27 protein-coding genes and 1 pseudogene are annotated in these 26,334 nt (G+C 43.8%); 17 read left to right on the forward strand and 11 right to left on the reverse strand.

Annotated features, from left to right (window positions below; all coding sequences use genetic code 11):
• Nucleotides 1-25 precede the first annotated feature (25 nt).
• From F6K63_RS27265 to F6K63_RS27305, 9 genes are all read left to right on the forward strand, one after another.
• A complete protein-coding gene (locus F6K63_RS27265) occupies nt 26-1,495 on the forward strand; it encodes an O-antigen ligase family protein (RefSeq protein WP_287313605.1) in 1,470 nt (489 codons plus the stop codon).
• 413 nt (nt 1,496-1,908) lie between these two features.
• Nucleotides 1,909-2,973 (forward strand): glycosyltransferase, encoded by a 1,065-nt coding sequence (locus F6K63_RS27270; protein WP_287313607.1) that lies wholly within the window; start codon nt 1,909-1,911, stop codon nt 2,971-2,973.
• 74 nt (nt 2,974-3,047) lie between these two features.
• Complete coding sequence (locus F6K63_RS27275; RefSeq protein WP_008181792.1) at nt 3,048-5,240, forward strand: NHL repeat-containing protein; 2,193 nt, start codon at nt 3,048-3,050, stop codon at nt 5,238-5,240.
• Between the two features lie 149 nt (nt 5,241-5,389).
• Nucleotides 5,390-6,505 (forward strand): glycosyltransferase family 4 protein, encoded by a 1,116-nt coding sequence (locus tag F6K63_RS27280; protein WP_502708366.1) that lies wholly within the window; start codon nt 5,390-5,392, stop codon nt 6,503-6,505.
• A gap of 206 nt (nt 6,506-6,711) precedes the next feature.
• A complete protein-coding gene (locus F6K63_RS27285) occupies nt 6,712-7,863 on the forward strand; it encodes a glycosyltransferase (RefSeq protein WP_287313611.1) in 1,152 nt (383 codons plus the stop codon).
• A gap of 925 nt (nt 7,864-8,788) precedes the next feature.
• Complete coding sequence (locus F6K63_RS27290; RefSeq protein WP_287313613.1) at nt 8,789-9,403, forward strand: hypothetical protein; 615 nt, start codon at nt 8,789-8,791, stop codon at nt 9,401-9,403.
• A 50-nt stretch (nt 9,404-9,453) separates the two neighbouring features.
• A complete protein-coding gene (locus F6K63_RS27295; protein WP_287313615.1) occupies nt 9,454-9,927 on the forward strand; it encodes a hypothetical protein in 474 nt (157 codons plus the stop codon).
• Between the two features lie 295 nt (nt 9,928-10,222).
• The gene (locus F6K63_RS27300) at nt 10,223-10,447 is read left to right on the forward strand and encodes a hypothetical protein (RefSeq protein ID WP_287313617.1); all 225 of its coding nucleotides are present in this window, start codon (nt 10,223-10,225) and stop codon (nt 10,445-10,447) included.
• 333 nt (nt 10,448-10,780) lie between these two features.
• The gene (locus F6K63_RS27305) at nt 10,781-11,473 is read left to right on the forward strand and encodes a histidine phosphatase family protein (RefSeq protein ID WP_287252091.1); all 693 of its coding nucleotides are present in this window, start codon (nt 10,781-10,783) and stop codon (nt 11,471-11,473) included.
• A 516-nt stretch (nt 11,474-11,989) separates the two neighbouring features.
• Here the strand turns inward: F6K63_RS27305 and F6K63_RS27310 are convergent.
• From F6K63_RS27310 to F6K63_RS27320, 3 genes are all read right to left on the reverse strand, one after another.
• Complete coding sequence (locus F6K63_RS27310) at nt 11,990-12,271, reverse strand: hypothetical protein (protein ID WP_287313619.1); 282 nt, start codon at nt 12,269-12,271, stop codon at nt 11,990-11,992.
• 381 nt (nt 12,272-12,652) lie between these two features.
• Nucleotides 12,653-13,066 carry a Fic family protein gene (locus F6K63_RS27315; protein WP_353813105.1) on the reverse strand — a complete coding sequence of 138 codons (414 nt, stop codon included), beginning with the start codon at nt 13,064-13,066 and terminating at the stop codon, nt 12,653-12,655.
• Nucleotides 12,997-13,425, reverse strand: a complete 429-nt coding sequence (locus tag F6K63_RS27320) for a hypothetical protein (RefSeq protein WP_287313623.1) — start codon at nt 13,423-13,425, stop codon at nt 12,997-12,999. The genes F6K63_RS27315 and F6K63_RS27320 overlap by 70 nt, the downstream gene beginning before the upstream one ends.
• Nucleotides 13,426-13,968: 543 nt before the next feature.
• On the opposite strand from F6K63_RS27320, the gene F6K63_RS27325 reads away from it, so the two are divergent.
• Both F6K63_RS27325 and csaB read left to right on the forward strand, forming a co-directional pair.
• A complete protein-coding gene (locus F6K63_RS27325) occupies nt 13,969-15,498 on the forward strand; it encodes a YifB family Mg chelatase-like AAA ATPase (protein ID WP_008181781.1) in 1,530 nt (509 codons plus the stop codon).
• 361 nt (nt 15,499-15,859) lie between these two features.
• A complete protein-coding gene (gene csaB / locus F6K63_RS27330) occupies nt 15,860-16,903 on the forward strand; it encodes a polysaccharide pyruvyl transferase CsaB (RefSeq protein ID WP_287313625.1) in 1,044 nt (347 codons plus the stop codon).
• A gap of 150 nt (nt 16,904-17,053) precedes the next feature.
• Here the strand turns inward: csaB and F6K63_RS27335 are convergent, their stop codons facing one another.
• Together F6K63_RS27335 and F6K63_RS27340 are read right to left on the reverse strand one after the other, a co-directional pair.
• Nucleotides 17,054-17,374 carry a substrate-binding domain-containing protein gene (locus F6K63_RS27335; RefSeq protein ID WP_287313627.1) on the reverse strand — a complete coding sequence of 107 codons (321 nt, stop codon included), beginning with the start codon at nt 17,372-17,374 and terminating at the stop codon, nt 17,054-17,056.
• Entirely contained in the window at nt 17,337-18,071 is a 735-nt protein-coding gene (locus tag F6K63_RS27340) for a hypothetical protein (RefSeq protein ID WP_287313629.1), read from the reverse strand. The genes F6K63_RS27335 and F6K63_RS27340 overlap by 38 nt, the downstream gene beginning before the upstream one ends.
• 870 nt (nt 18,072-18,941) lie before the next feature.
• Between F6K63_RS27340 and F6K63_RS27345 the strand changes: the two genes are divergently transcribed.
• Complete coding sequence (locus tag F6K63_RS27345; protein ID WP_008181773.1) at nt 18,942-20,366, forward strand: DUF4139 domain-containing protein; 1,425 nt, start codon at nt 18,942-18,944, stop codon at nt 20,364-20,366.
• Nucleotides 20,367-20,787: 421 nt separating this feature from the next.
• On the opposite strand, the gene F6K63_RS27350 is transcribed toward F6K63_RS27345, so the two are convergent.
• Nucleotides 20,788-20,913, reverse strand: coding sequence for a hypothetical protein (locus F6K63_RS27350; protein ID WP_267872005.1), 126 nt, complete (start codon nt 20,911-20,913; stop codon nt 20,788-20,790).
• Between the two features lie 36 nt (nt 20,914-20,949).
• Nucleotides 20,950-21,165 (reverse strand): hypothetical protein, encoded by a 216-nt coding sequence (locus F6K63_RS27355; protein WP_008181771.1) that lies wholly within the window; start codon nt 21,163-21,165, stop codon nt 20,950-20,952.
• 353 nt (nt 21,166-21,518) lie between these two features.
• Between F6K63_RS27355 and F6K63_RS27360 the strand changes: the two genes are divergently transcribed.
• The 3 genes from F6K63_RS27360 to F6K63_RS27370 all read left to right on the forward strand — a co-directional run bounded on the left by F6K63_RS27360 (nt 21,519) and on the right by F6K63_RS27370 (nt 22,612).
• Complete coding sequence (locus tag F6K63_RS27360) at nt 21,519-21,698, forward strand: hypothetical protein (RefSeq protein WP_131827158.1); 180 nt, start codon at nt 21,519-21,521, stop codon at nt 21,696-21,698.
• 102 nt (nt 21,699-21,800) lie between these two features.
• Nucleotides 21,801-22,139, forward strand: coding sequence for a CdiA C-terminal domain-containing protein (locus F6K63_RS27365; RefSeq protein ID WP_287313631.1), 339 nt, complete (start codon nt 21,801-21,803; stop codon nt 22,137-22,139).
• A gap of 26 nt (nt 22,140-22,165) precedes the next feature.
• Nucleotides 22,166-22,612 (forward strand): SitI3 family protein, encoded by a 447-nt coding sequence (locus tag F6K63_RS27370; protein WP_287313632.1) that lies wholly within the window; start codon nt 22,166-22,168, stop codon nt 22,610-22,612.
• Between the two features lie 247 nt (nt 22,613-22,859).
• Here the strand turns inward: F6K63_RS27370 and F6K63_RS27375 are convergent, their stop codons facing one another.
• Nucleotides 22,860-23,801, reverse strand: coding sequence for a cobalamin-binding protein (locus tag F6K63_RS27375; RefSeq protein WP_287313634.1), 942 nt, complete (start codon nt 23,799-23,801; stop codon nt 22,860-22,862).
• A gap of 3 nt (nt 23,802-23,804) precedes the next feature.
• Nucleotides 23,805-24,251, reverse strand: coding sequence for a hypothetical protein (locus tag F6K63_RS27380; protein WP_287313636.1), 447 nt, complete (start codon nt 24,249-24,251; stop codon nt 23,805-23,807).
• A gap of 179 nt (nt 24,252-24,430) precedes the next feature.
• Between F6K63_RS27380 and F6K63_RS27385 the strand changes: the two genes are divergently transcribed.
• Nucleotides 24,431-24,673 (forward strand): hypothetical protein, encoded by a 243-nt coding sequence (locus F6K63_RS27385; protein WP_287254461.1) that lies wholly within the window; start codon nt 24,431-24,433, stop codon nt 24,671-24,673.
• 137 nt (nt 24,674-24,810) lie between these two features.
• Here the strand turns inward: F6K63_RS27385 and F6K63_RS27390 are convergent, their stop codons facing one another.
• Complete coding sequence (locus F6K63_RS27390) at nt 24,811-25,146, reverse strand: XisI protein (protein ID WP_287313638.1); 336 nt, start codon at nt 25,144-25,146, stop codon at nt 24,811-24,813.
• A complete protein-coding gene (locus tag F6K63_RS27395; protein ID WP_287313639.1) occupies nt 25,134-25,550 on the reverse strand; it encodes a XisH family protein in 417 nt (138 codons plus the stop codon). Before F6K63_RS27395 ends, F6K63_RS27390 begins: the two co-directional genes overlap by 13 nt.
• Before the next feature lie 170 nt (nt 25,551-25,720).
• On the opposite strand from F6K63_RS27395, the pseudogene F6K63_RS27400 reads away from it, so the two are divergent.
• Nucleotides 25,721-26,334: pseudogene (locus tag F6K63_RS27400) on the forward strand (DUF4157 domain-containing protein); the annotation flags it as partial.

Here is a 26,334-nt window from a genome sequence, read left to right on the forward strand (position 1 = left end):
CTGTGTATCTAATCCCTAACACCTAATGACAAAAGGAATTCCTATCAAACTAGAACCAGCCCCTGCTTGGACAGCTATCCTGTTATTTGTTGTGATTACAATACTGGGGATTATTGCTGGTGCTGGCAGCATTCTGCGTATTCTGTTACCTGTGGTAGGGTTTGCTGTGGGTCTTTTTCTCTATCGACGGTATCCTGTCCTCTACTTAGGTTTTATGTGGTGGCTATGGTTTCTGATGCCATTGGTTCGTCGTTTAATTGACTATCGCAGTAACTGGGTTAATCCGAGTCCAGTATTGCTAGTAGCGCCTGTGGTGACATGGATTACTGTGGATACCTTTTTAAAATACCTTCCTAGAGCCTATAAACAGGGGGGTTTGCCTTTTATTTTAGGATTCACCAGTATTTTGTATGGCTTTATAATTGGTCTGATTAAAAGCACTCCTATTTTCGCTATTCGAGGACTGATCGACTGGTTTACCCCAATTCTGTTAGGTTTCTACTTATTTATAAATTGGCGAGATTATCCTCGCTATCGCGAAAACATTCAGCGCACATTCCTCTGGGGTGTCTTGGTGATGGGAGTCTATGGCATAGTGCAATATGTGATTGCACCAGAGTGGGATCGATTTTGGCTGATTAACGCCAGAATGTTCTCTATGGGGAATCCCGAACCGTTTGGTATTCGTTTGTGGAGCACGATGAATTCCACTGGACCGTTTGCCGCAACCATGATGGTGGGTCTACTGTTGTTATTTAATAATAAAAGTCCTTTACGTATTCCTGCTTCCATAGCTGGTTACTTGTCTTTTCTACTCACGTTGTCACGGACGATGTGGGCGAGCTGGTTCTTTGGACTGGCTTCCCTGACCAGTTCACTCAAACCCAAAATCCAGATGCGCATCATTATTTCTATCCTGGTCATGGGAATTTGTATCGTGCCGTTAACCACGATTGAGCCATTCTCGGAGGTAATTGGTAGTCGTTTGGCAACATTTTCTGACCTTGGAAATGATCACAGCGCGGAAGTTAGACAACAGATCTATGAAAAGAGTCTTGGCAAAGCTCTTTCTATGGCTCTAGGTAATGGAATTGGAAATACATTCACTATCGAACAAGGGGAAATCCGAAGCGTTGTGATTGACAGTGGCATTTTAGATATGTTTTTTACCCTAGGCTGGTTTGGAACTCTCCCGTATATGTGTGGATTGCTCCTGCTGGTATATAGTGTGTTCCAATATCCTGAGATTCGCCGTGATTCCTTCATGAGTGCTGCTCGTGCTATTGGTTTGAGTAATTTAATCGGGCTACCGATTGGTAGCGCTATGCTTGGTGTTGGGGGATGTTATATTTGGGGATTTTTGGGTCTAACTATGGCAGCACATAAGTATCACCAGCATCAAAAGAAGCTTTCTTCTGAAATGGAAAGTATTGCTGAAGTGAAGACTGCTAAAGATAAGAATTATGAAAATTTTCTGATCAATAGCACTGACTGAAGAATAACAGAAGTAGGAGATGGAAAGGAACAGCCGGATGGTAAGTATTCAGCTATCAGCTATCAGCTATCAGCTATCAGCTATCAGCTATCAGCTATCAGCTATCAGCTATCAGCTATCAGCTATCAGTCAAAGGCCTTGGCCTATGGCCACCCTACGGGAATGGGCACGTTACTTGAGATGCTATCAGCTTTTGAATCAAACAGGTAAGCATTGGTTTAATAGTCACGAAAGTCAAATCCCTTGTGGCCTGTGCCACAAAGCACCTCAAGTAGCGTGAGCTTTTAGCTCACGGCTGACGGCTGACGGCTGACGGCTGACGGCTGAATGCTTACGCCGGATGTTTCAACTACCAATTCCTAACTAACTCATAGGTCAAATATGGCGCTGCTTTACTTTTTGGGAGGGGTTTGATGCGTATACTCCATATCTTAAACCATATTAAACAAACTGGTAATGGTATTGTCAATGTAGCAATTGACCTTGCCTGTGAGCAAGCCAAAGCGGGTCATGAGGTTGCTATTGCCTCTGCTGGCGGCGGATATGAAACATTGCTAAGCCGTTATGGCGTCACTCACTTTGAACTCGATCAGACCCGAAAACCGTTGCATCTGCTCAAGGCTGCTGGGCGTTATCGAGGGATAATCGCAGAATTTCAGCCAGATATTGTCCATGGACACATGATGACGGGAGTAGTCCTAGCTCGGTTCCTACGGGGTTCAGCAAAGTATAAGCTAGTATCCCATATTCACAATGTTCACCAACGTAGCTCAGTAGTGATGGGATTGGCTGAACGGGTGATTTCCGTGAGTGATGCAGTAGCAATCTCGATGTCTAAGCGGGGTATTCCCATGGGGAAAATGCCTGTGATCAAGAATTGCACTCTAGGCAGTCCCCGATTACCTGCTTTAGATACCTGCACTGCTAAAGCTTTGGAACATCCGGCTATTGTGACAGTAGCTGGCATGAACCGACGTAAAGGAATTACTGAGTTAATTAGCGCTTTTGAGCAGGTCGCTAAGAGTTGTCCTAAGGCACATTTGTACTTAGTGGGAGATGGTCCCGACCGTCAAATGTTTGAAACTCAAGCTGCGGCATCGTCAGTTGCTGATCGTATCCACTTCGAGGGTTTTCAAAAAAATCCTCAAGCTTACATGATGGCAGCGGATGTTTTTGTCCTGGCTTCACACCGTGAGTCTTTCGGTCTGGTTTTGATGGAAGCACGACAGGTGGGTTGCCCGATTGTTGCTACTAGGGTGGATGGTATTCCTGAAGTACTAGATTACGGAAAGGCAGGAGTGCTAGTTCCTCCTAAAAATGCGATCGCACTGGCAGATCAGATCGAGATGCTTCTGGCTAGTCCGTCTGAACAGGATAGATTAAGACGTGCAGCACAGCAAAACATTGAGGAACTAACCGTCACCACTATGGTGGAGAAGATTATTACTGTCTACCATCAGCTTCTAAAACGTTCCTAAGGAAGCTTGACGGCTAGCTACCCCAGGTTGCAGGCTCCAGTCTTTTAAATAGTTTCGAGTTCAGGGAAAAAACTATGTCAATACGTATCCCGGAATGGCAATATGCTGCGATTGTTCCTCTGATCGCTGTTTTGGTAATTATTGTCCATTCTGTGATTAGCAACAATGACACTATAACTGCTGAATCCAACCCAAGCCAACGCTTGACTTACACTACCTCTTGGATCGGTAATACCTATGGTCCCGGAGGTGATCTTCCGGGCAAGGATAAACATGTCCAGCTATCGATGTTAGCGATGGCTGTAAGTCCCGATGGTACGGTTTATGGTAATGCTCCCTGGGATGAAGCTGGTAGAGAAGGGGGGGTTTATAAAAATGGTGATGTTCTTGGTCAACTGGATGCTACCCATGGTTGGGGACGATCCGGGGGAACTGCGATCGCAGTTAATGATAACTATATTTACATGGCGATGACACAAAAGGGTCGCTATGGGGTAGGGTATCCTAATTCTGATGATAAATGGTATTGTGTTCGTCGCTATAACAGAAGTAATTATAAAGGAGCAAAGTTTAAGGGGGGTAATGGCTATGATAAGAGTATGTTGATTATCAATACCAATCAAGGTTTGATTCGGGGAATCGCAGCAGATAATAGTCGCTTATATGTTAGTGATACGCCTAACAATAAAATCAAAGTTTATGATGCCCAGACCATGAAACCGGTTAAAGAATGGTCAGTAAATCAACCGGGTAAGTTAGCCTTAGATAAAACTGGCTCCTTGTGGGTTATTCAGAACAAGACCAATAAGATCCTTAAGTTAAATACAGAAACGGGCAAAGTTCAAGGCAAACTTGATTCGGTTAGCATCCCTACAGCTATTGTTGTGGATAATCAAAATCGCCTCTTAGTAGGAGATGGTGGACCTGATAATCAGATTAAAATATTTAAAAATCTAGACAGCAGTGGCAATCCAACTCCTGATGGAACCTTTGGTGTTAAAGGGGGAATTTATGCCGGAAGTCCTCGGGAAATTGGAAAAATCAGACCCTTACATTTTAATTCCATTACCGGGATTGGAGTCGATCAGGATAATAATATTTATGTCGCCAGTGATCCCAGTCGGATTTACGCTTGGCAAGCAGGTGGATTAACCGTGGATAGCTACAAACTGGATGGGACTCTCAATTGGAAATTGCAAGGTCTCTTATTTATTGACATTCCTGATATTGATCCAGCGGCTGAAACTGTTGTTCATACGAAAAATCAACAGTTTAAACTAGATTACAGTAAATCATCAGGTCAAGAATGGACTCATGTCGCCCATACCGTTAATCCCTTTAAGTATCCTAATGATAATCGAATTAAGAAGACTATCAAGCATAATGCTGGTGCGATGATTCGCCGGGTTAAGGGTCGGAAGCTGATGTTTACCAATAGTATGTATACCGAGTCAGCTGGTATCCATGTTTATCGGTTTAATCCGGCAACTGATGGGGAAGTCGCTATTCCCACTGCCTCATTTTGGGGAAGTCAATTGGATTATCGCTATTGGCAAGATAAAAACGGTAATGGACAAGAGGAACAGGCTGAACAAGGTCAATATAATCAAGGACAAAATTATCGGGGTTGGGCATTTTGGCCTGATGATGACGGTAATATCTGGATAGGTACATCAAGAAACGGGATTAAAAAACTATCCCTTAAACGGTTTGATTCTTACGGCAGCCCGATTTACGATATTAACCACCAAAAATCCTTTGAAATGCCAAAGGAATTTAAAATTATTCAACGACTTGAGTATCATCCAAAAACCGATACCATGTATATTGCTGGATATTCTCCGACGTTTAATACCAGGGGTGATTGGGGATTGATTGGTAACAGAGCTGTCAAATATATCAATTGGAGTAAAGCGCCACAAAAAGCCGGTGAAATAGTCATTGCTTACAATCAAAACTCCAAAGGAGTCAGACCAGATTTACCGAAAAGTATGGCTGTTTATGGAGACTATTTATTTGTCGGCTATGTCGATAATAGTTTTGAAAAAGATCCGAATCGATACCCTAAAGTGCGAGTTTATGATTTTCGCACAGGTCAAGAGATTGGCAAAATAAATCCCGGCCCAGAAGTAAAATCAACCACAGGTTGGCTGGATGTCCCGATGGCCTTAAGAGTAGTGCGAATAAAAAATGGAGAATACTTGCTATTTGCCGAAGAGGATTTTTACGCTAAAGCTTTAATGTACCGCATAAAGATAGACCCCTAATATCAAGTCTGCTCGAAAACTACTTCTTCCCTCCCCCCTCTCCCCACACTCTACTCCCTACTCCCTACTCCCTACTCCCTACTCCCTACTCCCTTTGCTTTAACAAACACTATCGAGGCTCTAGTACTGTGAAAACACTTCAAATCGGTATGGGTTGGTTCCCTGAACAAGCAGGAGGACTCAACCGAGTTTATTACGATTGCACTCGTTACTTACCCCAAGCTGGTGTGGAGATGCATGGCTTAGTGGCAGGCTCAACCGCTGTATCTGAAAACTCCGGTGGTCAAGTCCAAGCCTTTGCTACCCATGAATCCCCTCTCTGGCAACGCTGGAGCAGTATCCGACAGACGATGCATCGAGTGCTGAAGCAGGAAGACTACCCCCTAGTAGTCTCCCACTTTGCTTTATATACCTTTCCAATTCTCGATCAATTAGACAGTCGCCCAATGGTGATGCACTTCCAAGGGCCTTGGGCATTAGAAGGGCATGTAGAAGGCAGCAATACCGTTGCGACTCGGTTAAAATGGATGCTAGAGCGGGTGACTTACAAACGGATAGCCCAGTTTATCGTACTTTCTGAGGCTTTCCGCAACACCTTGCACCAAGAGTATCATATCCCACTAGAGCGCATTCACATCATTCCTCCGGGGGTTGATACCGAGCGTTTCGACACCACCATTACACCCCAGGAAGCACGGTCAAAACTAGGCTGGCCTCAAGATCGACCAATTATCTTAGCTGTGCGACGGTTAGCTAAACGCATGGGCTTAGAAAATTTAATTGCAGCAGTGGATCAGGTGCGTAAGCGCTATCCAGACGTGCTGCTACTGATAGCGGGTAAAGGCACACTGATGCCAACCTTGCAAGCACAGATTGAAGCATTAGGACTGACTGAGCATGTCCGCTTGTTGGGTTTTGTGTCCGACCAAGATTTAGCCCTAGCTTACCGTGCTGCCACTTTCTCAGTTGTGCCAACCGTGGCATGGGAAGGCTTTGGTCTGATTGTTATTGAGTCCTTGGTAAATGGAACGCCAGTTCTAGGAACACCTGTAGATAGTATTCCAGAAATTTTACAGCCTTTCTCGGAAGACTTATTGTTTGAGGGGACTTCTGTTGATCAACTTGCTCAGGGCATGATCGAGGTATTTTCTGGTCAGCGTCAACTACCTAGCTCTGAGGCTTGTCAAGCTTATGTTCATGAGCATTACACTTGGCCGGTGATTGCTCAACGAATTAAATCTGTTTATCAAGCTGCCATCGATTAATCAACACTTATAGCAATTTTTAATCAGGTGAGGTACTTTTATTCTTGCTTTTAGGGAGCATGCAGCTTCGGAGCAGGGAGCTTCAGAGCAAGAAAAAAAATGAATGTACCTCATTAAACTAGAAAACGCTATAGCCCAGATCAGTTATCAGATTAGTCTGTGAGCTTTTGCACGTTTCAAACACTCTTTTTGGACTACCCACTCTTATGAAGCGCCGTCGAGTCCTTTTTGTCGATCATGCCGCCGTTTTGGGCGGAGCTGAGTTGAGCCTGCTGGATCTCGCCATTGCCTACCGGGACACCAGCGAAGTACTTCTGTTTGCCGATGGCCCGTTCCGGGAACGGCTCGAAGCTGCACAGGTGAAGGTCAAGGTCATACCTGCACCCCAAGCCATCTTATCCGTAAGGAGTTCAGGGGGACTCAGCGCCGCTCTCAAGGCATTACCTCCCCTGTGGTGGATGGCTTGTCGAATAGCAGCAGTTGGACGTGAGTTTGAGCTAGTACACGCCAACTCCCAAAAAGCTTTCATTGCTGCTGCGATCGCAACATTGATGGGCGGTCCGACCGTGGTTTGGCACCTGCGAGATATTGTGACCGCACCACACTTTAGCTCCCTCAATCGTGCCATAGCCGTTTTCCTAGCTAATCGTCGAGCATATCAAGTATTGGTCAATTCTCGTGCTACTGGTCAAGCCTTTATCGCTGCTGGGGGACGTGAAGACCTAGTAACACTGGTTTACGGCGGTATTGCTTCAGACCCCTTCGATAATCTGGCATCGGATCAATCAGCTCAAATCCGTGACCAGCTCGGTATTGGTGATGCTCCACTTGTTGGTGTATTCAGTCGGCTATCTTACTGGAAAGGTCAGCATATTTTACTAGAAGCCTTACAGGAACTCCCCAATGTACACGCCCTGTTGGTTGGTGAAGCCCTATTTGGTGAAGCGGAATACGCCTCACGGCTCAAAGCCATGGCTGCCGCACCAGAACTTGCTGGTCGTGTTCACATGCTGGGATTTCGCAATGATGTGCCAGCATTGATGTCTGCTTGCAATATTGTAGTCCATACCTCTACTGAACCGGAACCCTTTGGTCGGGTGATTGTGGAGGGTCAGTTGGCAAAACGACCCGTAGTTGCTGCTGCTGCTGGTGGTGCAGTGGAATTGATTCAGGATGGCGTGACTGGTCACTTGGTACCGCCAGGAGATCCAGTAGCACTGGCTAAGGTCATTGGTAATTTGCTCAGTGATCCAATCGCTGCATATATGCTAGCCGAGCGGGGTTATATCCATGCTAAGTCTACTTTTTCCCTGGAATCCCTGTTGACGGCCTTTGACCAAGCTCTGAAGAAGGTATAGCGCAACGCTATACCATCAATCCTAGTTTCACATCTTATTTGAAAACGCTATAAGCGCCAGGGTAAGGGCAAGAATCAATAAGGCATAATTTTTCTAAAAAATATTGATAAAAAAATGCAATAATGATGATCAAGGCTTAATATGGTCTTAATCCTTGCCCTATATAGCTTTGATAAATAGGTCATAAACAATCTTGCTGATTTTTCATAACATCAAAAAATCCTCCAAGCTCTTTTCTGCTGATGCCTGCTGCCTGCTGCCTGCTGCCTTTTACCATCAATCTATGTTCACAACTCAAATACAAACGCTATTTGGCTCAATTTTTCTTGCGCTTACCCTACATGTATGCCCCGGATATTCAGGTGTTTGAATAAGCTGATCATGCTCTTGTGCTTATTGACCAGGCATTTTCTACATATAGTGTTGTTTTAATAAAAAAAACACTATATATATATTAATTCTAAAATTAGATGCATTTACCCTATGGGTATATCATAATTGTTATCATAATTGTTATCATAAAAATATAGGCAATAGGGAGAGACGAACAGAGGATAAGCGTGTAAACCCAGTAAAAGGGTTAAGAGTTCTAAACGGGGGAAGAGGGGTAATTATAAAAAATTAATACATCTTGATGTCTGCAAGTTACTAATATATGTTAAAGCATTACTTAATAAAACTAATAAATAGCAAAAAAACGTAAATTGCTGTTATAAAGGTCGCCTACTGATAACCAGGCTAAGGGCAATAAAAATTGAGCCCAAATGTGATCTAGGGCAAAGATTATGAAAATATTAAGCTTTTATTTTTAGCACTTTTCAGGACTATTGCACTTTATTATCAATATTGTTAAGGATAATACCTGTCAGTATTCATTCTTACGCTTACCCTGCTACTGATCAAGCTCTAGATTGCTTGCTTAATCATGGTGCAACCATCCATTGAATCAAATACCTCAACTTTTCCGAGATCGATTGACATTGCAACTGTGTGTGTCTACGGCATTGGCATTCTATCTGCTGGTCTATTCCTGTTTTTACCTGTTGTTAGTTTGTTAAGCCCTAGCCCCTGGCAACGGACAATGGGAGCTATCCATGGGTCTGCTGCGATGTTAGCGGTGCTGGTTATTGCCTATGCCGGACATCTGGCTTTTCCTTTGTTAAGAGGGTCTGCTAAGATCTTGCCCCATGTCCGCACATTGACCTTTTGGTCATCTTGCTTAGCTTTTTTGGCAATCGTTTCTGGTAATTGGGCCTATATGCGCTACCGTGCTCCTCTGGGGGGTGCGCGCGCCTGGATCAGAGAAAATACTCCGCTGGTTCATTACCTATTCATGGAGTATCACGAATTTACAGTCCTGTTTACTCTGCCCCTGGGAGTTGCCTGCACCTGGGTTCTCTGGAAATATGGCGACTCAATTTTAGAGAAGAAAAACCGTCCTGTACTAGCAGCTACCAGTATTGCCTTGATGGCGATGATGTTTTTCGCCCTGGGTGGTTTTATTAGCGGACTCAATGTCGCTAAAACCCATGGTCTATAGCTGTTTTTTGTTTTTAAAATTCTTTCTCTGTAGAATATTGCTCAACAAAAATGTCTCAACACTCCTCTCAAGACCTTTCTAGTCAACCTCTATACAGCCAATTTTGGACACAGCTTAAACAATTTCCAAAGGGTTTAGCCTCTGGCTCTAAATCTCCCCCAACCCTGTCTGGACCAGCAGCAGCAGCATTGATTAGCGCTGCATTTAGTTGTTTCCTGTTGATGGTTAACCAACACCTAACATCCATTTACAAAGTTTGGAACAAAATTGTTTGGGATCTAGGAGGTTGGATTCCAGGCAGTCGGAATCCAGATCCAATTTATGGCGAGATCGGCAGCTACTCTGGCAAAGAAACGGTAATGCTAGTAGGATGGCTTCTCAGTTGGTTGATCTTGGCTCAACTTTGGAAGAATCGCCAAGTCCAGGCAAAGACCCTGATCTTTTGGCTATTTACGTTCATCGCCGCTGCCACAATTATGAACTGGCATCCAATTTTTCCCTATTTACCGCTCATGCCTAAGTAGCACTGACATATCTAACACCGCAGTAAGGATTCAGCCCTTAGCGGTCAGCGGTCAGTGGTCAGTGGTCAGCGGTCAGCCTTCAGCTTATTTTATTCAAAAGCACCTCAAGTAGCCTGGCCACAGGCCTTTGGCTGAAAGCTGAAAGCTGAAAGCTGAAAGCTGAAAGCTGAAAGCTGAAAGCTGAAAGCTGAAAGCTGAAAGCTGAAAGCTGAAAGCTGAATGCTGAAAGCTGAATGCTGAATGCTTACACACGGCACATATGTGACAAGATTACAGATCTGACAAAAGAGGTATTATGCAACAAACAACAACAACAGTTAAGCTCACCAAAAAAACAGTATCGATCCAGCAACTACATAAGTATGTAATTTGGGGTGTTGGTATCTGGATCATCTTTGTATTGACCTTTGTGAGCGCCTACTATCGAGTCAGTAAAAGTGATAAGTTTGACGGCCTGCCTTACAAAACTCTCACAGATGAAGATTCCCAAAAACCTGCTGAATCTTATCCAAATAACTAAACTCAACATCCTGTCCTGGGTGCAGCAATAGCGCACCCAGGTCTAGGTGTAAAAAGTTGCGCTAGCTCAATCACAATCTGTGGCAGATGTTGCTGAATTGAAGTGTGAATGCGCGGTCATTTGATTTTGGTAAAGCCCCGGTTGGTTAGGGCTTTCAGCTTGTTAATAAATGTTTCGCCAGCGGTATCAAAATTAAGGGGCTAGGGGAGCAGAATCATAGCCATAATCAGCAACACCATGAAATCAAAACAACAACTGACTAATTACCAATGACGGATGTCAATAAAATTTAGATGCCTTTGCCCTGTACTAACCTGTACTAATTAATTAATCATGAAAAAAAGGAATAGCATCAAAGGGTTTAGTTTCATTAGTTCTGCTGTTGTCGCCTTAAGCCTTGCTCTTGTGGGATTGCAAAGCTCGTCCCCAGAAGCAAAAGCACTTACGATTGAGGGTGACTCTACTGCCGCAGAACTATTGAGTGCTTTGCAAAAAGGGGGTCATGTGATTTATTTTAGACACGGAAATGCGGTCAGACATGTGCGACCAGATGCGATTGACCAATTGCCTGACCAGTTTCAAGAGTGTTTAGATCCTGGACGACCCTTAAGTGCGGATGGTTTGGTCGATATGCAGAATGTTGGAGAGCATTTTGAACAGCTCAACATCCCTGTAGGTAGAGTCTTAGCAAGTCCGGCTTGTCGCTGCATCGAAACACTTTGGTATGCTTTCAATGAGGATGTGGCGGAGATCGAAGTTATCAAAAGCCTAAACGCTATTCCAGATACACCCAGTTATGATCCAGTAGGGCTTTGGAAAAATCTTCATGAGATGCTACAGACAGTCCCCAGGGTAGGGACGAATACGGTTTTATCTGCCCACAGTACAAACATTAAGGCTCTAACAGGTTTAAAAGTCGCTCAGGGAGAAGCAGTAGTATTTCGACCGGATGGGAAAGGGTGGTTTGAGTTAGTGGCTCGCATCGAACAAGATGATTGGCAATCGCTTGCTCCAGAAATCAGATGAAGTGAGAAGGCGACAAACTCGGACATGAAAGCAACCCTTGATCCCACGAGTGTGAGACTATGGCTACAACCTCCCGATGGCGGGAGGTTGAGTGAATCTAATCTTCTAAGCGATTGGGCACCGGCGCACGCTACGCGAACGCTCATAATTCCACTGGAACTCCTTCCCAACCAACTCCCAACTCCCCAAACGGGGTTTTCTCAATAGGCGGAAACCGGCCTTTAGAAGTGAACTGTGATTGATGTGATGGATTTTTCAAAAAGCGTTGCGGTTCTTTTGGAACATCGCCAGTTAGTGAAATCATACCATAATTCAGCAACGCCGGTAAAAAAAGCTGGTATTTTGTTCAGATGAGCAACGGTTGTGGTTGCCACGGGGCTTTGAAGGTGCGAACACAAGCCTGAGCACACAGCTTCTCCAACGGAAATTCCCCTTAAATAGGTACTAAATAGCTTGTCAGTACCTATTTAATAGGTACTAAATAGCTTGTCAGTACCTATTTAATAGGTACAGTACCTATTTCTTCCGCCAACGGGCATCTGGCCCTCGCCCAAGGCATTCGAGCCGCCCAGCGTTCCTTTCCTGGCGCAAGATACGGCGAATTAAGTCAATTCCTACAGTAGGACATTGTTCCTTTAAATGCTTGATCGAAAAATCTCCAACTATATTGTTAATGGCATCTAGCACCATCGCTGTTTTAGCGCCTTTGGTTGAGGTTACTAACCCAACCCGTTGCTCAAAATCCCGGTACGCCGATAGCACCGACACTCCCAGAAAATACTCCCACCAAGGTAACAAACTATGCTGTCCCTGATGCCAGCTTTGGGAGGACTGTTGACACTCCCCGTCCTAGAAGAACGGGGATTCTTGGATCTACGACTCGTCTTGCTATCCCTTGCCGGAACCAGGAAAAGTAGAGGACAAATCTCCCCGAGCGTTTAGATCATGGATCCAGGTTTCGGTGTGCCCCACCGTACCTTTTTATATGGATAGACAGATACTTTTTCTGATCTAATTTTTCATAGACGTTATAGTCGTTAGACCAAATTACGCAATACGTATCTAATACATATTTTTTACGTTGTCTACTTATGATTAGATCATACCTATCTAAAGAAAAGTTTATTAATTATACTCTTATTATAGCACATGGAAAAGCAGTCCTAGAAGGATGGGGCTTTAGACCCAAAGTTTTTGGTAAAGTATATCGTAGTAGCTTTCCTTTGTGCGTTCTACAATGCGTTCCAAACTAATAAACCGCCCCACCTCGTAACCAGCTTTGTATAGTAACAATAGTGTCAGCAGCCTAGCCATCCGTCCATTTCCATCACTAAAAGGGTGGATGCACAGAAAATCCAAGACGTAGGTGGGGATGAGCAGTAAGGGTTCGAATTCCTCAGACTGCCAGAGGCGATTGAACTGTTCGTGCAAGCGTTCCATCGCGGATGGTGTAGCATAAGCCGCAAGTGGTTGAAACCTCACAACCTTTGTACCATCTGGGTAAGTTTGGCTGATTTGATTATCTACCGACTTCCAGCGCCCACCCTCACCAACAGAAAACTGGTAAAGGTCACGATGCAGCTGTAACACCACCCCTGGAGTGAAAGGGATGTTAGCATAGCTGCTGTGGATGGTACTAAGTACATCTCGATAGCCAGCAATTTCTTGTTCGGAGCGATCGCTTTTAGCGGAAGCGAAGCTTCATCGCGGGGCGTAGTTTTTTCCGCTACCAGTTCCTTGATGCGTTCCAGGGGCACTGTAATGCCTTCTATGCGGTTGGAGGATTCAGTACTCTGAATAATCGCCGCCTGACGTAGTGTTTGCAAAACTTGGGGTGACTGTTCTTTGAACAGTTCTTGCTTGCCTTTGTATTCACCAATCAGCCGGATAGTACGCAGTAGATTTTGAGTAATCAGCTGGCGCTCAATAAAACCTGGTTCAAACGACTGCATGGGTAATTCCTATCAACCCAACCTCAGTATACTAGACTTGGCGGCAGTTGTAGGGAACAGGGAACTTCGGAGCAGCGGATCACCTGAACAAGAATTGAGACAAACACTATCAGAACAATACTTTTGTAAGAGGTCTACTATAATTGTTGCGTTAGTGGAAAACTATCTGTAATATCAACTTCGATTAATGTCTTCCCAAATAGTCCCTGGATTTTTGGTAATAGGTAATGGCTAATGGCTAATGGTCGTAAGATTACTGATTACTGATTACTGATTCCCGAGTCCCAATTACCGATTCCCGAGTCCCGATTCCCGGAAAATCCTAGGTTACATCCCTTTTATGGAAAGGAGATCAGTACTCTTGATTTATGTAATTTCCCGGTTAAACTCTCCAGGCGATAAGCACTATACTTGCCTTTAAGTGAAGGTTCGTAAAAAGAGAAACGAAGGAAAAAGTGAGACTGGTAATGGGGAGATGGGGAGTTTTCCTACTCTCCCCTTATTTGATTTTCCTTGTCCCAAAACACTTATCAGGCTAACACTATGCTGGCTAGGGTTTGGAGTGGTTCAATTATCGGCATTGATGCTGTAAAAGTAGGGGTTGAAGTAGATGTGTCTGGTGGCTTACCGGGAATTGTAGTCGTTGGTTTACCGGATACCGCTGTCCAAGAGTCTAGAGAACGGGTGAAAGCAGCACTGAAAAATGCTGGTTTTGCTTTTCCGATACGCAAGATTGTGATTAACCTGACCCCGGCTGACTTACGGAAAGAAGGTCCTAGTTTTGATTTACCAATCAGTGTCGGGATTTTAGCGGCATCGGAACAGTTAAATCCTCAGTTATTGGGAGACCACCTATTTCTCGGAGAAGTGTCTCTTGATGGCAGTTTGCGACCTGTGGCTGGTGTACTTCCAATTGCTGCGGCAGCAAAGCAAATGGGAATTAGTGGCTTAGTGGTTCCTGCTGACAATGCTACAGAAGCTGCAGTGGTGAATGGCATCACTGTGTATGGATTTGAGCACCTATCCGATGTTGCTGATTTCCTTGACCAGCCAAACCGCTATTCACCGGTAGAGATTGATAGCGTGGGGGAGTTGCAAGTAACCCAGTCTACTGCACCGGATTTAAAGGATGTTAAAGGTCAGGCTCATGGGCGTCGAGCTTTAGAAATTGCTGCGGCTGGGGGACATAATTTAATCTTTGTCGGTCCTCCTGGCAGTGGTAAAACCATGTTGGCGCGACGATTACCGGGAATTTTGCCACCGTTGAGTTTTGCTGAAGCTTTGGAGGTCACTCAAATTTATTCTGTTGCTGGCTTATTGAAAAATCGCGGCAAACTGATCTGCGATCGCCCTTTTCGCAGTCCCCATCATTCCGCCTCTGGTCCGTCTCTTGTCGGTGGTGGTAGTTTTCCGAAACCGGGGGAAATTTCCTTAGCCCACCGGGGAGTTCTATTTTTAGACGAGTTGACAGAATTCAAGCGCAATGTGTTAGAGTTCTTACGCCAACCTTTGGAAGACGGACAAGTCACTATTTCCCGCACCCGCCAATCGGTACAGTTTCCTGCTCAGTTTACCTTAGTGGCTAGTACCAATCCCTGTCCCTGTGGATACTTTGGTGACCCAATTCAACCCTGCAGCTGTTCCCCTCGCCAACGGGAACAATATTGGTCGAAGCTATCAGGACCATTAATGGATCGCATTGATTTACAAGTAGCTGTCAATCGGCTTAAACCTGAAGAAATCACTAGACAGTCTACAGGAGAAGAATCAGCACCGGTGCGAGAACGAGTCCAAGTCGCACGCGATCGCACTCGTGACCGCTTCCAAACTGAACCGACTCTTCATTGCAATGCTCAGATGCAAAGCCATCATCTACGTCGATTCTGTAAATTAGATGATACTTCCCGTAATGTATTAGAAAGCGCTATTCGCAAACTTGGTCTTTCTGCTAGAGGCACCGACCGTATTCTCAAAGTTGCCCGTACCATTGCCGACCTGAGTGGTAATGATGACCTTAAAACTGAACATGTTGCTGAAGCCATTCAATATCGTACTATTGATCGCATGCAATAAGATGCAATTAGGGGCAATTAATGGGTTAATCGATCTAACAGATGGGAATATAGCTGGTAGGGTGGGCAAAAATAGTTTGGTTATGCGTGACTATTCTAGATAATATTACTTTGCCCACCCTACTTTAATTGGTATTTTTTTTACACGCTATTGATCCCATGCAATAGGATGCAATCAGGGGCAATTGATGGGTTAACGGATCGGTTAACAGATGGGAATATAGCTTGTAGGGTGGGCAAAAACAGTTTGGTTCAAATGAGTATTCTAGATAATATTACTTTGCCCACCCTACTTTAATTGGTATTTTTTTTACACTCACGGATGGGAATATGGGGAGTAGTAGCCAAGACGAGTTGAAGGCATGAAGCAAGTCAAAGCAGTTTTATGTGGATATTACGGCAAGGGCAACGGTGGCGATGAAGCATTGTTAGCGTCACTGCTGCAAATGCTACCAAAGTCAGTGAAGCCGATAGTCCTTTCCGGTAACCCTAGTCAAACTCGTCAGCGCTATGGAGTGGAAAGTTGCGATCGCATGTCTACCCTACCAGTGCTCAAAGCTATGCGCCTTTCCGAACTATTCATCTGGGGGGGTGGTAGTTTAATCCAAGATGTGACTAGTGCCGCTAGCCCTCTCTACTACTGTGGTTTAATGGGATTAGCCCAAAGGATGGGTCTGAAAACCATTGCTTGGGCCCAGGGGGTTGGTCCAATTAAGCGTCGGCTGATTGGTTGGCTAGCCCAGCGGTCCTTCACCGGATGTACAGCAGTCAGTGTCAGGGATTATGGCTCAGCGACACTCCTAGCAGATTGGGAAATTCCCTTTATTATGGCTCCGGATCCAGTTTGGGCATTAGACTCCAAACCTGTACCAGGATTGTGGGATTTACCAGCACCAAGAGTAGCAGTTACTTTGCGATCGCATTCTACCCTAACTCCCAAACGCCTGAATAATCTGACCCATGCCTTAGTGGATTTTCAGAAAGCCACACAAACCTGTATTTTATTAGTCCCTTTCCAAGCTTCCCGAGATTTGGCCATTGCCCAATCTATTGCGTCTCAGTTAACGGGTCCCCATCAGATCTTTTCTATAGAAGACCCTAGAGAATTGAAAGGATTATTTCGGGGGGTGGAAATGGCGATTGGGATGCGCTACCACAGTTTGATTATGGCAGCAGCGGAAGAATGTCGATGTTTTGCCCTCAGTTATGACCCCAAAGTTAACTACTTGATGGAGCAACTGGATTTACCTGGATGGGATGTTGCTAGTTTACCAGATGACCCCAATGTGATTAGTAAAACCTGGTTAGAACACTATGCTAATGGTGAACCATTGACTAAAGATCAAATTCAGTCATTGGTAGACCGGGCAAGGATGCATCAGGATGTGCTGATGGAAGTTTGTTAATTGTTAATTTTTACTTTTCCAAAGGGAACAGGGAGTAGGGAGTAGGGAGTAGGGAATATGGCATCAAAAATTATCACATTTGATTTAGGAGCCCTATTGTTAATTGTTAATTTTGACTTTTTACTTTTGTAAGCATTCAGCAGTCAGCTCTCAGCGGTCATCTGACTGCTGAATGCTTACTTTTAAGTTAGGATTAACCGCTATAGCAATACCATTAATGGCGACGGGGATTGCTCTGATACTAAAGCCATTTTGTCTGGCCTGGTAACTTTCTTTATCTGTGATGTACCGAGAGGATTGAGCAAAATATAACTGCCCGTTTAATAACATTTTTATTCCAGTAACAGAGCCTGGTAGTTCAGTTTCATTTTCCTCGTATTTCAATTTTAATTTTGGCTGCATCCTTTGAATCGGTTGGTCTACCTCTTTGCGCTTACCCTGACTCAAGCCAGCTAATTGGCGTCTCCTCATCACAGCTACTGTGACCACTAAAGATGAAAATCTGGTAGCCTGGTTCTTGCCAAAGTGCTTCCGATAGTTCTTCTTTGGTAGGCTGAAGTAATAACTTAACCTCTGCTCCTTTTTTTTCTAAATTTTTAACTATCTTGATATCGTTTTCGGTTTGGATGTCGTCACTCCTTCCCACAACCAGCAAAATTCGGACTTTCCAATATTTTTGAATGGTAATAATTGTCTGAGCTTGCTTACCATAAAGCCTTAAAGCTATTTCAGAGTCTGAGTAGTAGTTTTTCAACAAATCCCACTCTTGCCAAGGGATACGACCTAATTGAATAAACTTCTCCTCGGGAAAATCAAGGATGATGTACATTTCTTCTTTTTTAGCACCCTGCCATCGGCTTCCTACTTCGATTAATTTATCCCGGATCGGCTGCCATTGGCTACTGCCAAAGTTGAGCCATTCATTTACCCAGGCTATCACTTCCCTAGCCTGGCTCTGAACATCGGAAGAAACAATCACATTTTTGAGTTCGAGGCGTACACCCTCTAAACTACGATAGCCGGACAGCCATTGATTGAATGATGATTGCAAATCTGGTGGTTGGGGCGGTAAAAAACCTCTCAGGTCTTCTGGTTGATTAGATATGATCAATGTGATATCGAATTCCTGGTCATGACTTTTCGATAGTCTGATTTTTATTTTTGTCATTTTTGTCTCTTGACAACTCTACTACCTTACCTCTAGGTAGGTGGATATGATTTCTAAAAACCTATCCTTATGAACCCGTGACCATAATACTTTTAATTAATAGTTTAAGTATTGTGAAATCAATCATGTGGCCAATATGACTTGTTTGGTTTATATATAGAGTGGAAATAGCGAAACTTTAACCAGGATTCATCTATATATAAACGCTTACTTTTGCATACTTTTGTAATCCGAAAAATCGGCGTGCGATCGCATAAGACAAAATTGACTGAATTTAGTCAATAAGCGCCAAATTGGCTTAATCGATTTGGCACTCTTAAGTCTTAAAAGTAAATAAGATTAATCAATACTTAAGCATTCAGCAGTCAGCCGTCAGCAGTCAGCTTATTTTATTCAAAAGCACCTCAAGTAGCACCATCTGTAGCGCATAAACACCTCAAGTAGCGTCGCCTACGGCCAATGGCTGATAGCTGATACGCGACACGCTGATAGCTAATAGCTGATAGCTAATAGCTGACATCAATACTAGCCTCAGGAACGCTACCTAGAGTTATTTGGTAATGGGCTAGGGTTTATAAACGAGTTGTGAACATCCAGAAACCCAAAATAATAGTTATTGTTGGCATCCTGCCTCCGTGATAGTTCACAACCTATTTATAATAGCTATAGGTAATGGGTAATAACCTATGAACTGAGGGATAGCATAAAAACGGTAATTATAACATAAATTATAGGGATTAGACTAATGGTATTAGGTCTTAGGTATAAGCAAAGCAGTTGACAGCCTCCGTGTTTGAGCCGGGGCTAGCAAACGATAGTCTTAATCCTATTGCCTAAAACCTAGAGGCTATAACCTAAATTAGAATAACCATGGCAGACAACCCGATTATCTCCACAGCCAAACAGAGCCAAGGCTTTTCCCTAACTATCTATAATCAAAACTTCGCCGTAGTCCGGGAGCAGCGCCAGCTTTCTCTGAAGCAGGGTACAAACTTAGTACGCTACGAGGATGTGGCAGCACAAATCGACCCGACTTCAATTAGTTTCAAATCCGTGACTGCACCTAATAGTGTGATGGTGCGTGAACAAAACTACCAGTATGATTTACTTAATCCAATAACCATCTTGAATAAATCAGTTGGCAAGACTATCCGCTTCAGACGAGTCAACCCAGATGGACAGATAGAGATACTCGAAGGTAAGCTGCTGAATCCTCCTGAAGTGACGGTGGCTAGCCAAAATTCCTATCGAGGTAGCAATCAGTCACAGAAACTAGCTATTCGTTTGCCTAATGGGAACGTTGTGCTTAATCCCTCTGGTGAAATGGAGCTGAATGAAATGCCAGAGGGATTAGTCTCTCGTCCTTCTCTGGTCTGGAAACTTGAGGTAAGTGAAGCAGGAGACCATGCTACGGAAGTTTCCTATATTGCTAATGCCATTACCTGGAAAGCTGATTATGTAGCAGTTGTTAGTGACGATGAGAGCAAGGTAGATATCACCGGCTGGGTAACGTTGGACAATCGCAGCGGTGCTACCTATGAAAACAGTCAGTTGCAGTTAATCGCTGGGGATGTTCGTCGGGTGGAAGAATATGAACAAGCACAAGTGATGATGTTAAAATCTGTCAAGGCACGATCTGCCCAGCCTCAGTTTGAAGAAGAAACGTTTTTTGAGTATCATCTCTACACCTTGGATGGCACAACTACTGTACAAAATAATGAAACCAAACAGATGACATTACTTTCTGCAGCAGAGGTACAGGTAAACCGTAAACTGATATTTGATAGTAGCAAACAGTGGTATTATAGTCGTATAAATCCTCCAGGGCAAGGAGAGGACAGCCACCAGGATAAAGTTAATGTTATCCTAGAGTTGGCTAATACTAAAACTAATAATATGGGGATGCCTTTGCCTAAGGGAAAGGTAAGAGTTTATAAAGCTGATCGGCGCGGTAACTTACAGTTTTTAGGTGAAGACTTAATTGATCATACACCAAGGGATGAGGTGGTCGGTTTATATATTGGTGACTCCTTTGATGTAGTAGGCGATCGCAAACGCACGGCTCACAAACAAATCTCTAACAGGGTGACAGAAGACAGCGTTGAGATTTCCATCCGCAATCGCAAAGAAGACCAAGCACAAGTATGGGTTGTGGAACGATTTAGTGGTGACTGGAAAATTTTAAAAACCAGCCATAGTTACAATCAACTAGATGCAAAAACAGTAGAGTTTCCGATTAGTATCAACCCCGGTGAAGAAGTTAAAATAACCTATAGCGTGATGATCAAATACTAGTGCCCCTCGCACTATATTATTTCAAAGGTTGGTGGGCATTGCTCAGGTGAATTCGGGCAGGGTTGGGAGTTGGTTTCAAGCAATGCCCACCCTACCAAATGCGATCTGCGCTTGGTGGGCATTGCTTATGTGAATTCGGGCAGGTAGGGGAGATGGGAAACAGGCAATGCCCACCCTACCAAATGCTGCTAATGTATGTCATTGAAGGATTGGAAGTTTGAAATAACCAATGCCCACCCTACTAAATGCTTCTATAACTATAGCAATAAAAAAAATCGGTCAAGCTCTGGTTAACTCCAATGCTTGACCGAATTCTATGGTATAAGCTTCCAATACAGCTGAGCTGCACTCAAATCTAGATAACTCTTGATCAATTAGTAGATTCTGATCGAGTTAGCTATCAGCTATCAGCTATCAGCTATCAGTTATCAGTTATCAGCCAAAGGCTTGTGGCCAAGGCTGACCGCTGACCGCTGACCGCTGACCGCACCTCAAGTAGCGTGCGCGTAGCGCATATGCTGACCACAAAACAACTTTCACTATTCATTGTCGCCAGGGCGTAAAACCCTGGCAAATTCCTATCCTAGTCTACGTAGAAATATCGAATCAAAAAGGTCATAACCTCTCCAGGCTTTCCGGTAGGCTCCGGATTGCTCCACTCGTCGGGATAGGCGTATTTAAGGGAATAAATGGCATAAATTGTCTTCTTAACCTCCTCAGGAGAACCGATCAATATGTGCTTGACTTTCTTAGATTTGCGACTTGGGTTTTCAGAGTTCGGATTAATGTTTTTGCTCATTGGAAACTATACCTTGAAACTGGGTATATTATTATATATATTAACAAATTAATTATTTGTCAAGGGGTTTAGGAATTTTTTTTATTACGAAATATGGAGAAAATTTGGTAAGAGTTAGCAGTGTGGTAGAAGGGATAATAAGGAAGATAAAATATATTTTATTTGTCTACATTTTTGATATAATTAATCATAATTAATCATAATTAATCATAATTAATCATAATTAATCATAATTAATCGTAGGGTGGGCAGTGCCTATGAAAAATTGTCAACCTTTAGAGAGATTGACTAGGCACTGCCCACCGACAGGTAATCATAATTAATCGTAGGGCTGGCAATGCCCACCCGACAAAATGCTTACGCACTACCAAATGCGATCGCACTATCTTCTATCTGTGGTTGGTGGGCATTGCTTTGGTGAATTCGGGCAGGTAGGGGAGTGGGAAACAGGCAATGCCCACCCGACAAAATGCGATCGCACTATCTTCTATCTGTGGTTGGTGGGCATTGCTTTGGTGAATTCGGGCAGGTAGCGGAGTGGGAAACAGGCAATGCCCACCCGACAAAATGCGATCGCACTATCTTCTATCTGCGGTTGGTGGGCATTGCTTTGGTGAATTCGGGCAGGTAGGGGAGTGGCAAACAAGCAATGCCCACCCGACAAAATGCGATCGCACTATCTTCTATCTGTGGTTGGTGGGCATTGCTTTGGTGAATTCGGGCAGGTAGCGGAGTGGGAAACAGGCAATGCCCACCCTACAAAATGTGTACGCACTGCTTCCAACCCAGACCAAATTCGTAAGGGTATCAGTAGAAAGGTCAAGAGAAGACAAGCAGAGAGAATTGTACTTAATCTTGATGACACCAATGTAAATCCTGATGAATTACAGGATATTCTGGCCAGAAAACCAATCGACAATCTTAAGGAGATTATTATGATAATAAATGGTAAGGTTATTCCATTTTTCCCCTAGCCTTTGTACAGACAGGAGAGATTAGCATGGCTTTAGATTTTGACCTAGAGATGGTAACTGAGCTTAAGCCTCAACAAGCCTTAAACATCTTAGCTACAAAGTTAGGTTTGGAGTGGCGACAAGACAACTTAAAAGCACCAGGAATACTTATTAATGCTGATGTAGAAGATCGATGGGAACAAGATGTTACTGAGGAAAACTTTGGTTTTCGACCTACTTTAGTTGTTGGTTTTCGGATTAATCCCAATCAAGATTATGAAGGGGGCTTGCGTACTCTGATCCGAGCAACCATAACTTTGCTACAGCAGACTGTCGGAGAAGCTGTTTTGCTATTTAATTATGAAACGGTTGTATTGCAGCGCTTGGGAGATAAATTAATCTTAAATGAAGAGATGCTGGAGCCTAGTATTATTTCTGAAATAGACCAGTTTAAATTAACCTATGAGTTGCAGGTGTTCCCTTGTTCTGCCTGATTTATAGCAATTCTCAGAGTCATGAGGACAAAACTTATCCTTTTAAGGCAGAAGGCAGAAGGCAGAAGGCAGAAGTAAGAAGGTCTTAAGGTAATAAGCGCCCATGAATACTGTACCTCATAGGTATGAGAAACGCTATAGATTAACTGTGGGTAGCTTGACTTTTTGGTGGGCATTGCTTTGGTGAATTCGGGCAGGTAGGGGAGTGGGAAACTGGCAATGCCCACCCTACAAAATGCGATCGCACTTAAGCATTTCCTACCTCAAACCGTTCCCAGCCACTGCCTTGATAACCAAAGGTGAACAGGTCTGGATGCAAAATTTCCGCTATCATTTCTACTGAATCGACTAGTCTTGGTCCTGGACGATTGAAATACGCATTACCATCAGTAACAAAAACCTTACCCTGGCGTACCGCTTGCAAACTTGACCACTGCGAATGTTGAGCCATCTGTTGGGTTTCTTGTGTTGTGCGTTCCAAATCAAAGCCGCAAGGCATTACAATAATTACGTCTGGATCAGCTTTTACTAGAGCATCCCATTCCAGATAAGGGGAATGTTTACCTAAAGCTCCAAACACAGGATTACCACCTGCAATGGTCACTAATTCAGGAATCCAGTTACCAGCAGCCATGAGAGGATCAGTCCACTCTATGCAAGCAACAGTAGGGCGGTGATTTTCCGAGATTTCCTGTGTCTTTTGCCTACAGGTTTCGACGCGAGACTGTAATTGCTTCAGTAAAGATTGTGACTCTACTCCCAAGATGGTAGCAACTCGCTCAAGATCTGCCCAAACTTCAGCTAGCAAGTTTGGCTGCAAGGAAATTATCTGAGGCTGGCTATTAGTAAGGTTAGCAACTGCTTTCTCGACCACATCGAAGTTGACAGCACAGACATCACATTGATCTTGAGTAACAATGTGGGTTGGTTGCAGTTGTTCTAAAACATCAGTTTTTACTTGGTAAACACTCAAGGCTCGTTTTACCAGATTGTTTATATCATCATCAATCTCGGCACTAGGTTTGTTGCTGTTGATTTGAGCCTCGGTGCAGACAGGTCGATTTTTGATGGTTGCGGGATAGTCGCATTCGTGGGATCGCCCTACAATGGCATCAGTTAATCCTAAAGCGGCGACAATTTCCGTGGCACTGGGGAGCAGAGTAACAATTTTCAGGTTTTGTGAAAGCATAGTTTAGACGTTTATAAGTTCAGGACATAAATAGTCAATAATAGGGAACAGGGAGTAGGGAGTAGGGAGTAGGGAGTAGGGAGCGAACGCATCTCTTGTAGGGTGCGTTAATGAAATGTAACGCACCGCCACATCTAATAATTTTCGGTGGGTTACGCTATTGCTAACACTATAGACTAATTTTCGGTGGGTTATGCTATTGCTAACACTATAGGCTAATTTTCGGTGGGTTACGCTATTGCTAACACTATAGGCTAATTTTCGGTGCGTTACGCTATTGCTAACACTATAGGCTAATTTTCGGTGCGTTACGCTACCGCTAACACTATAGGCTAATTTTCGGTGCGTTACGCTACCGCTAACACTATAGGCTAATTTTCGGTGCGTTACGCTACCGCTAACACACCCTACTAAAAATGCGATCGCTGAAGATCCGATTAAATTATCCAACACCCTACCCTACTGGTTGGCAAAGGTCGATGATTCCTAATTAAATTGCCAAATTTTCAAGATTTGCCCACCCTACCATGCTGGTGGGCAAAGGTCGATGATTCCTAATTAAATTGCCAAACTTTCACTATTTGCCCACCCTACCCTGGTGGGCAAATGGACATTATTCCTAAATTAAATTGCCAAATTTTCAAGATTTGCCCACCCTACGCTGGTGGGCAAAGGTCGATGATTCCTCAATTAAATTGCCAAATTTTCAAGATTTGCCCACCCTACCATGCTGGTGGGCAAAGGTCGATGATTCCTCAATTAAATTGCCAAAGTTTAAATATTTGCCCACCCTACCATGCTGGTGGGCAAAGGTCGATGATTCCTCAATTAAATTGCCAAAGTTTAAATATTTGCCCACCCTACCCTACTAATTTTCGGTGCGTTACGCTACCGCTAACGCACCCTACTTAATAAAATGGTAAGCATTCAGCCTAATGCTGTCAGCTGTTGGCCTTTGGCTGATAGCTGATAGCTGACAGCTGACAGCTGATAGCTGACTGCTTACAAATTATCCAACACCATAGTCCGTATATTGCCGAAATTCTGGTGCTTGAAACCCCAGCACAATATCGTCCTTCGCTACCCCTCGAGCCATAAGTTCTTGGCCTATTCTCATTTCCGTCATATTTTGCTCAATCCAAATCTTTCCCTTCTTAATATCTAAATGTAAAACACAACCATAGACCCGCCGATAGCCATCCCATCCCACAGTCATTACCATGTAGTGGTCTTGTTTAGTATCAAAAACCGTGTAGCAATCAATCACTCCATTGGCGATGGGAATGGCAGCATAATCCGTCAACAACGACTGAATGATCTGGCGATAAAACTCTACATTATCCATTTAACAATTACCTCTTGAATCGGGTCATAAATAATTTGTTTAATTTGATATCTTTCTACGGAAATTTGGGCAAATTCTCGCTTAAAAAAAGCTTCATAAACAATCACAGGTACGGCTAAATATAGAATACGATTTGGATCATTGATTTCTAAGGCAAGCCGATAATTCAAAAACTGTCCTAAGGCAGCATGGTAAGCCGTCAGTGGCGAATCACTCAAGAAGGTTTTAATCTCAACAGCAATTTTTTCTTGGCCTCGCTCTGCTGCTAACAGTTGCTCCGCACCTAAATCAATTTCAAACTTGGTTCCGCCTACTTCCAGTCGCAACGGATCATCAGTAATCTTCCACTGCTCCTTTTCTAGGGCGATTCTAACCGCAGCATGAAATTTATCTTTGGCTGCCATTGTTATTTTTTTCTAGTTTACTTATAATCATATAACAATTCAGATTCCAAAGCTTACGCTGATAGTAGACCACTTGCCAAAGTAGTTTTATGATACTGTTCTTGATCCAGTCACTGTTCGGCTCTATGATGATGATGTGACGTTTGCCGACTCTTAATTTAACCAAGCTCATGGGTAATCTACGACAAAGCCAAACCAGAACGACACAAGCTCGAGATCAGTCTCTTGTATCGGGAAGTAGGAAGCCAACATACGACCCCATAGAGGAACTGCAAGGGATAATCGGCAACCGAGCACTGGGTAATCTAATTAAATCCCAGCCAGACAAATCTCGACAAGTTCATCGTTCCCAAGATCCTCTGTTGAGTGGTGTCTCCCCTGTTAGTGGGCAGTCAATTCAGCGAATGCCAATGTTTAGGGGACTTTCCCATGAGTTAATGGGTCATTGGCAGCAGGGCAATCCAGTACAGGCGAAGCTGACTATTGGTGAAGCTGGGGATAAGTATGAGCTTGAAGCTGACCGAGTAGCATCGGAAGTAGTGGATCGGATTAACGCACCACTTGATAGTCTCTCCACTCAACCAGACTCGATTCAAGCTCAAGGTCAGCAAGATGAACTGATGAGGAAGCCAATGGTGCAGCTTCAATCTGTTGAAGGTGGGATGGCGGCTACCCCAGAGTTGGAAAGCTCAATCCAACAGGCAAGGGGGTCGGGGATGCCGATTGCTGAGAGTATCCGGAAACCAATGGAACAGTCGTTTGGGGCAGATTTTAGTGGGGTGAA

This window comes from Moorena sp. SIO1G6 (genome assembly GCF_010672795.1).
Taxonomy (GTDB): domain Bacteria; phylum Cyanobacteriota; class Cyanobacteriia; order Cyanobacteriales; family Coleofasciculaceae; genus Moorena; species Moorena producens.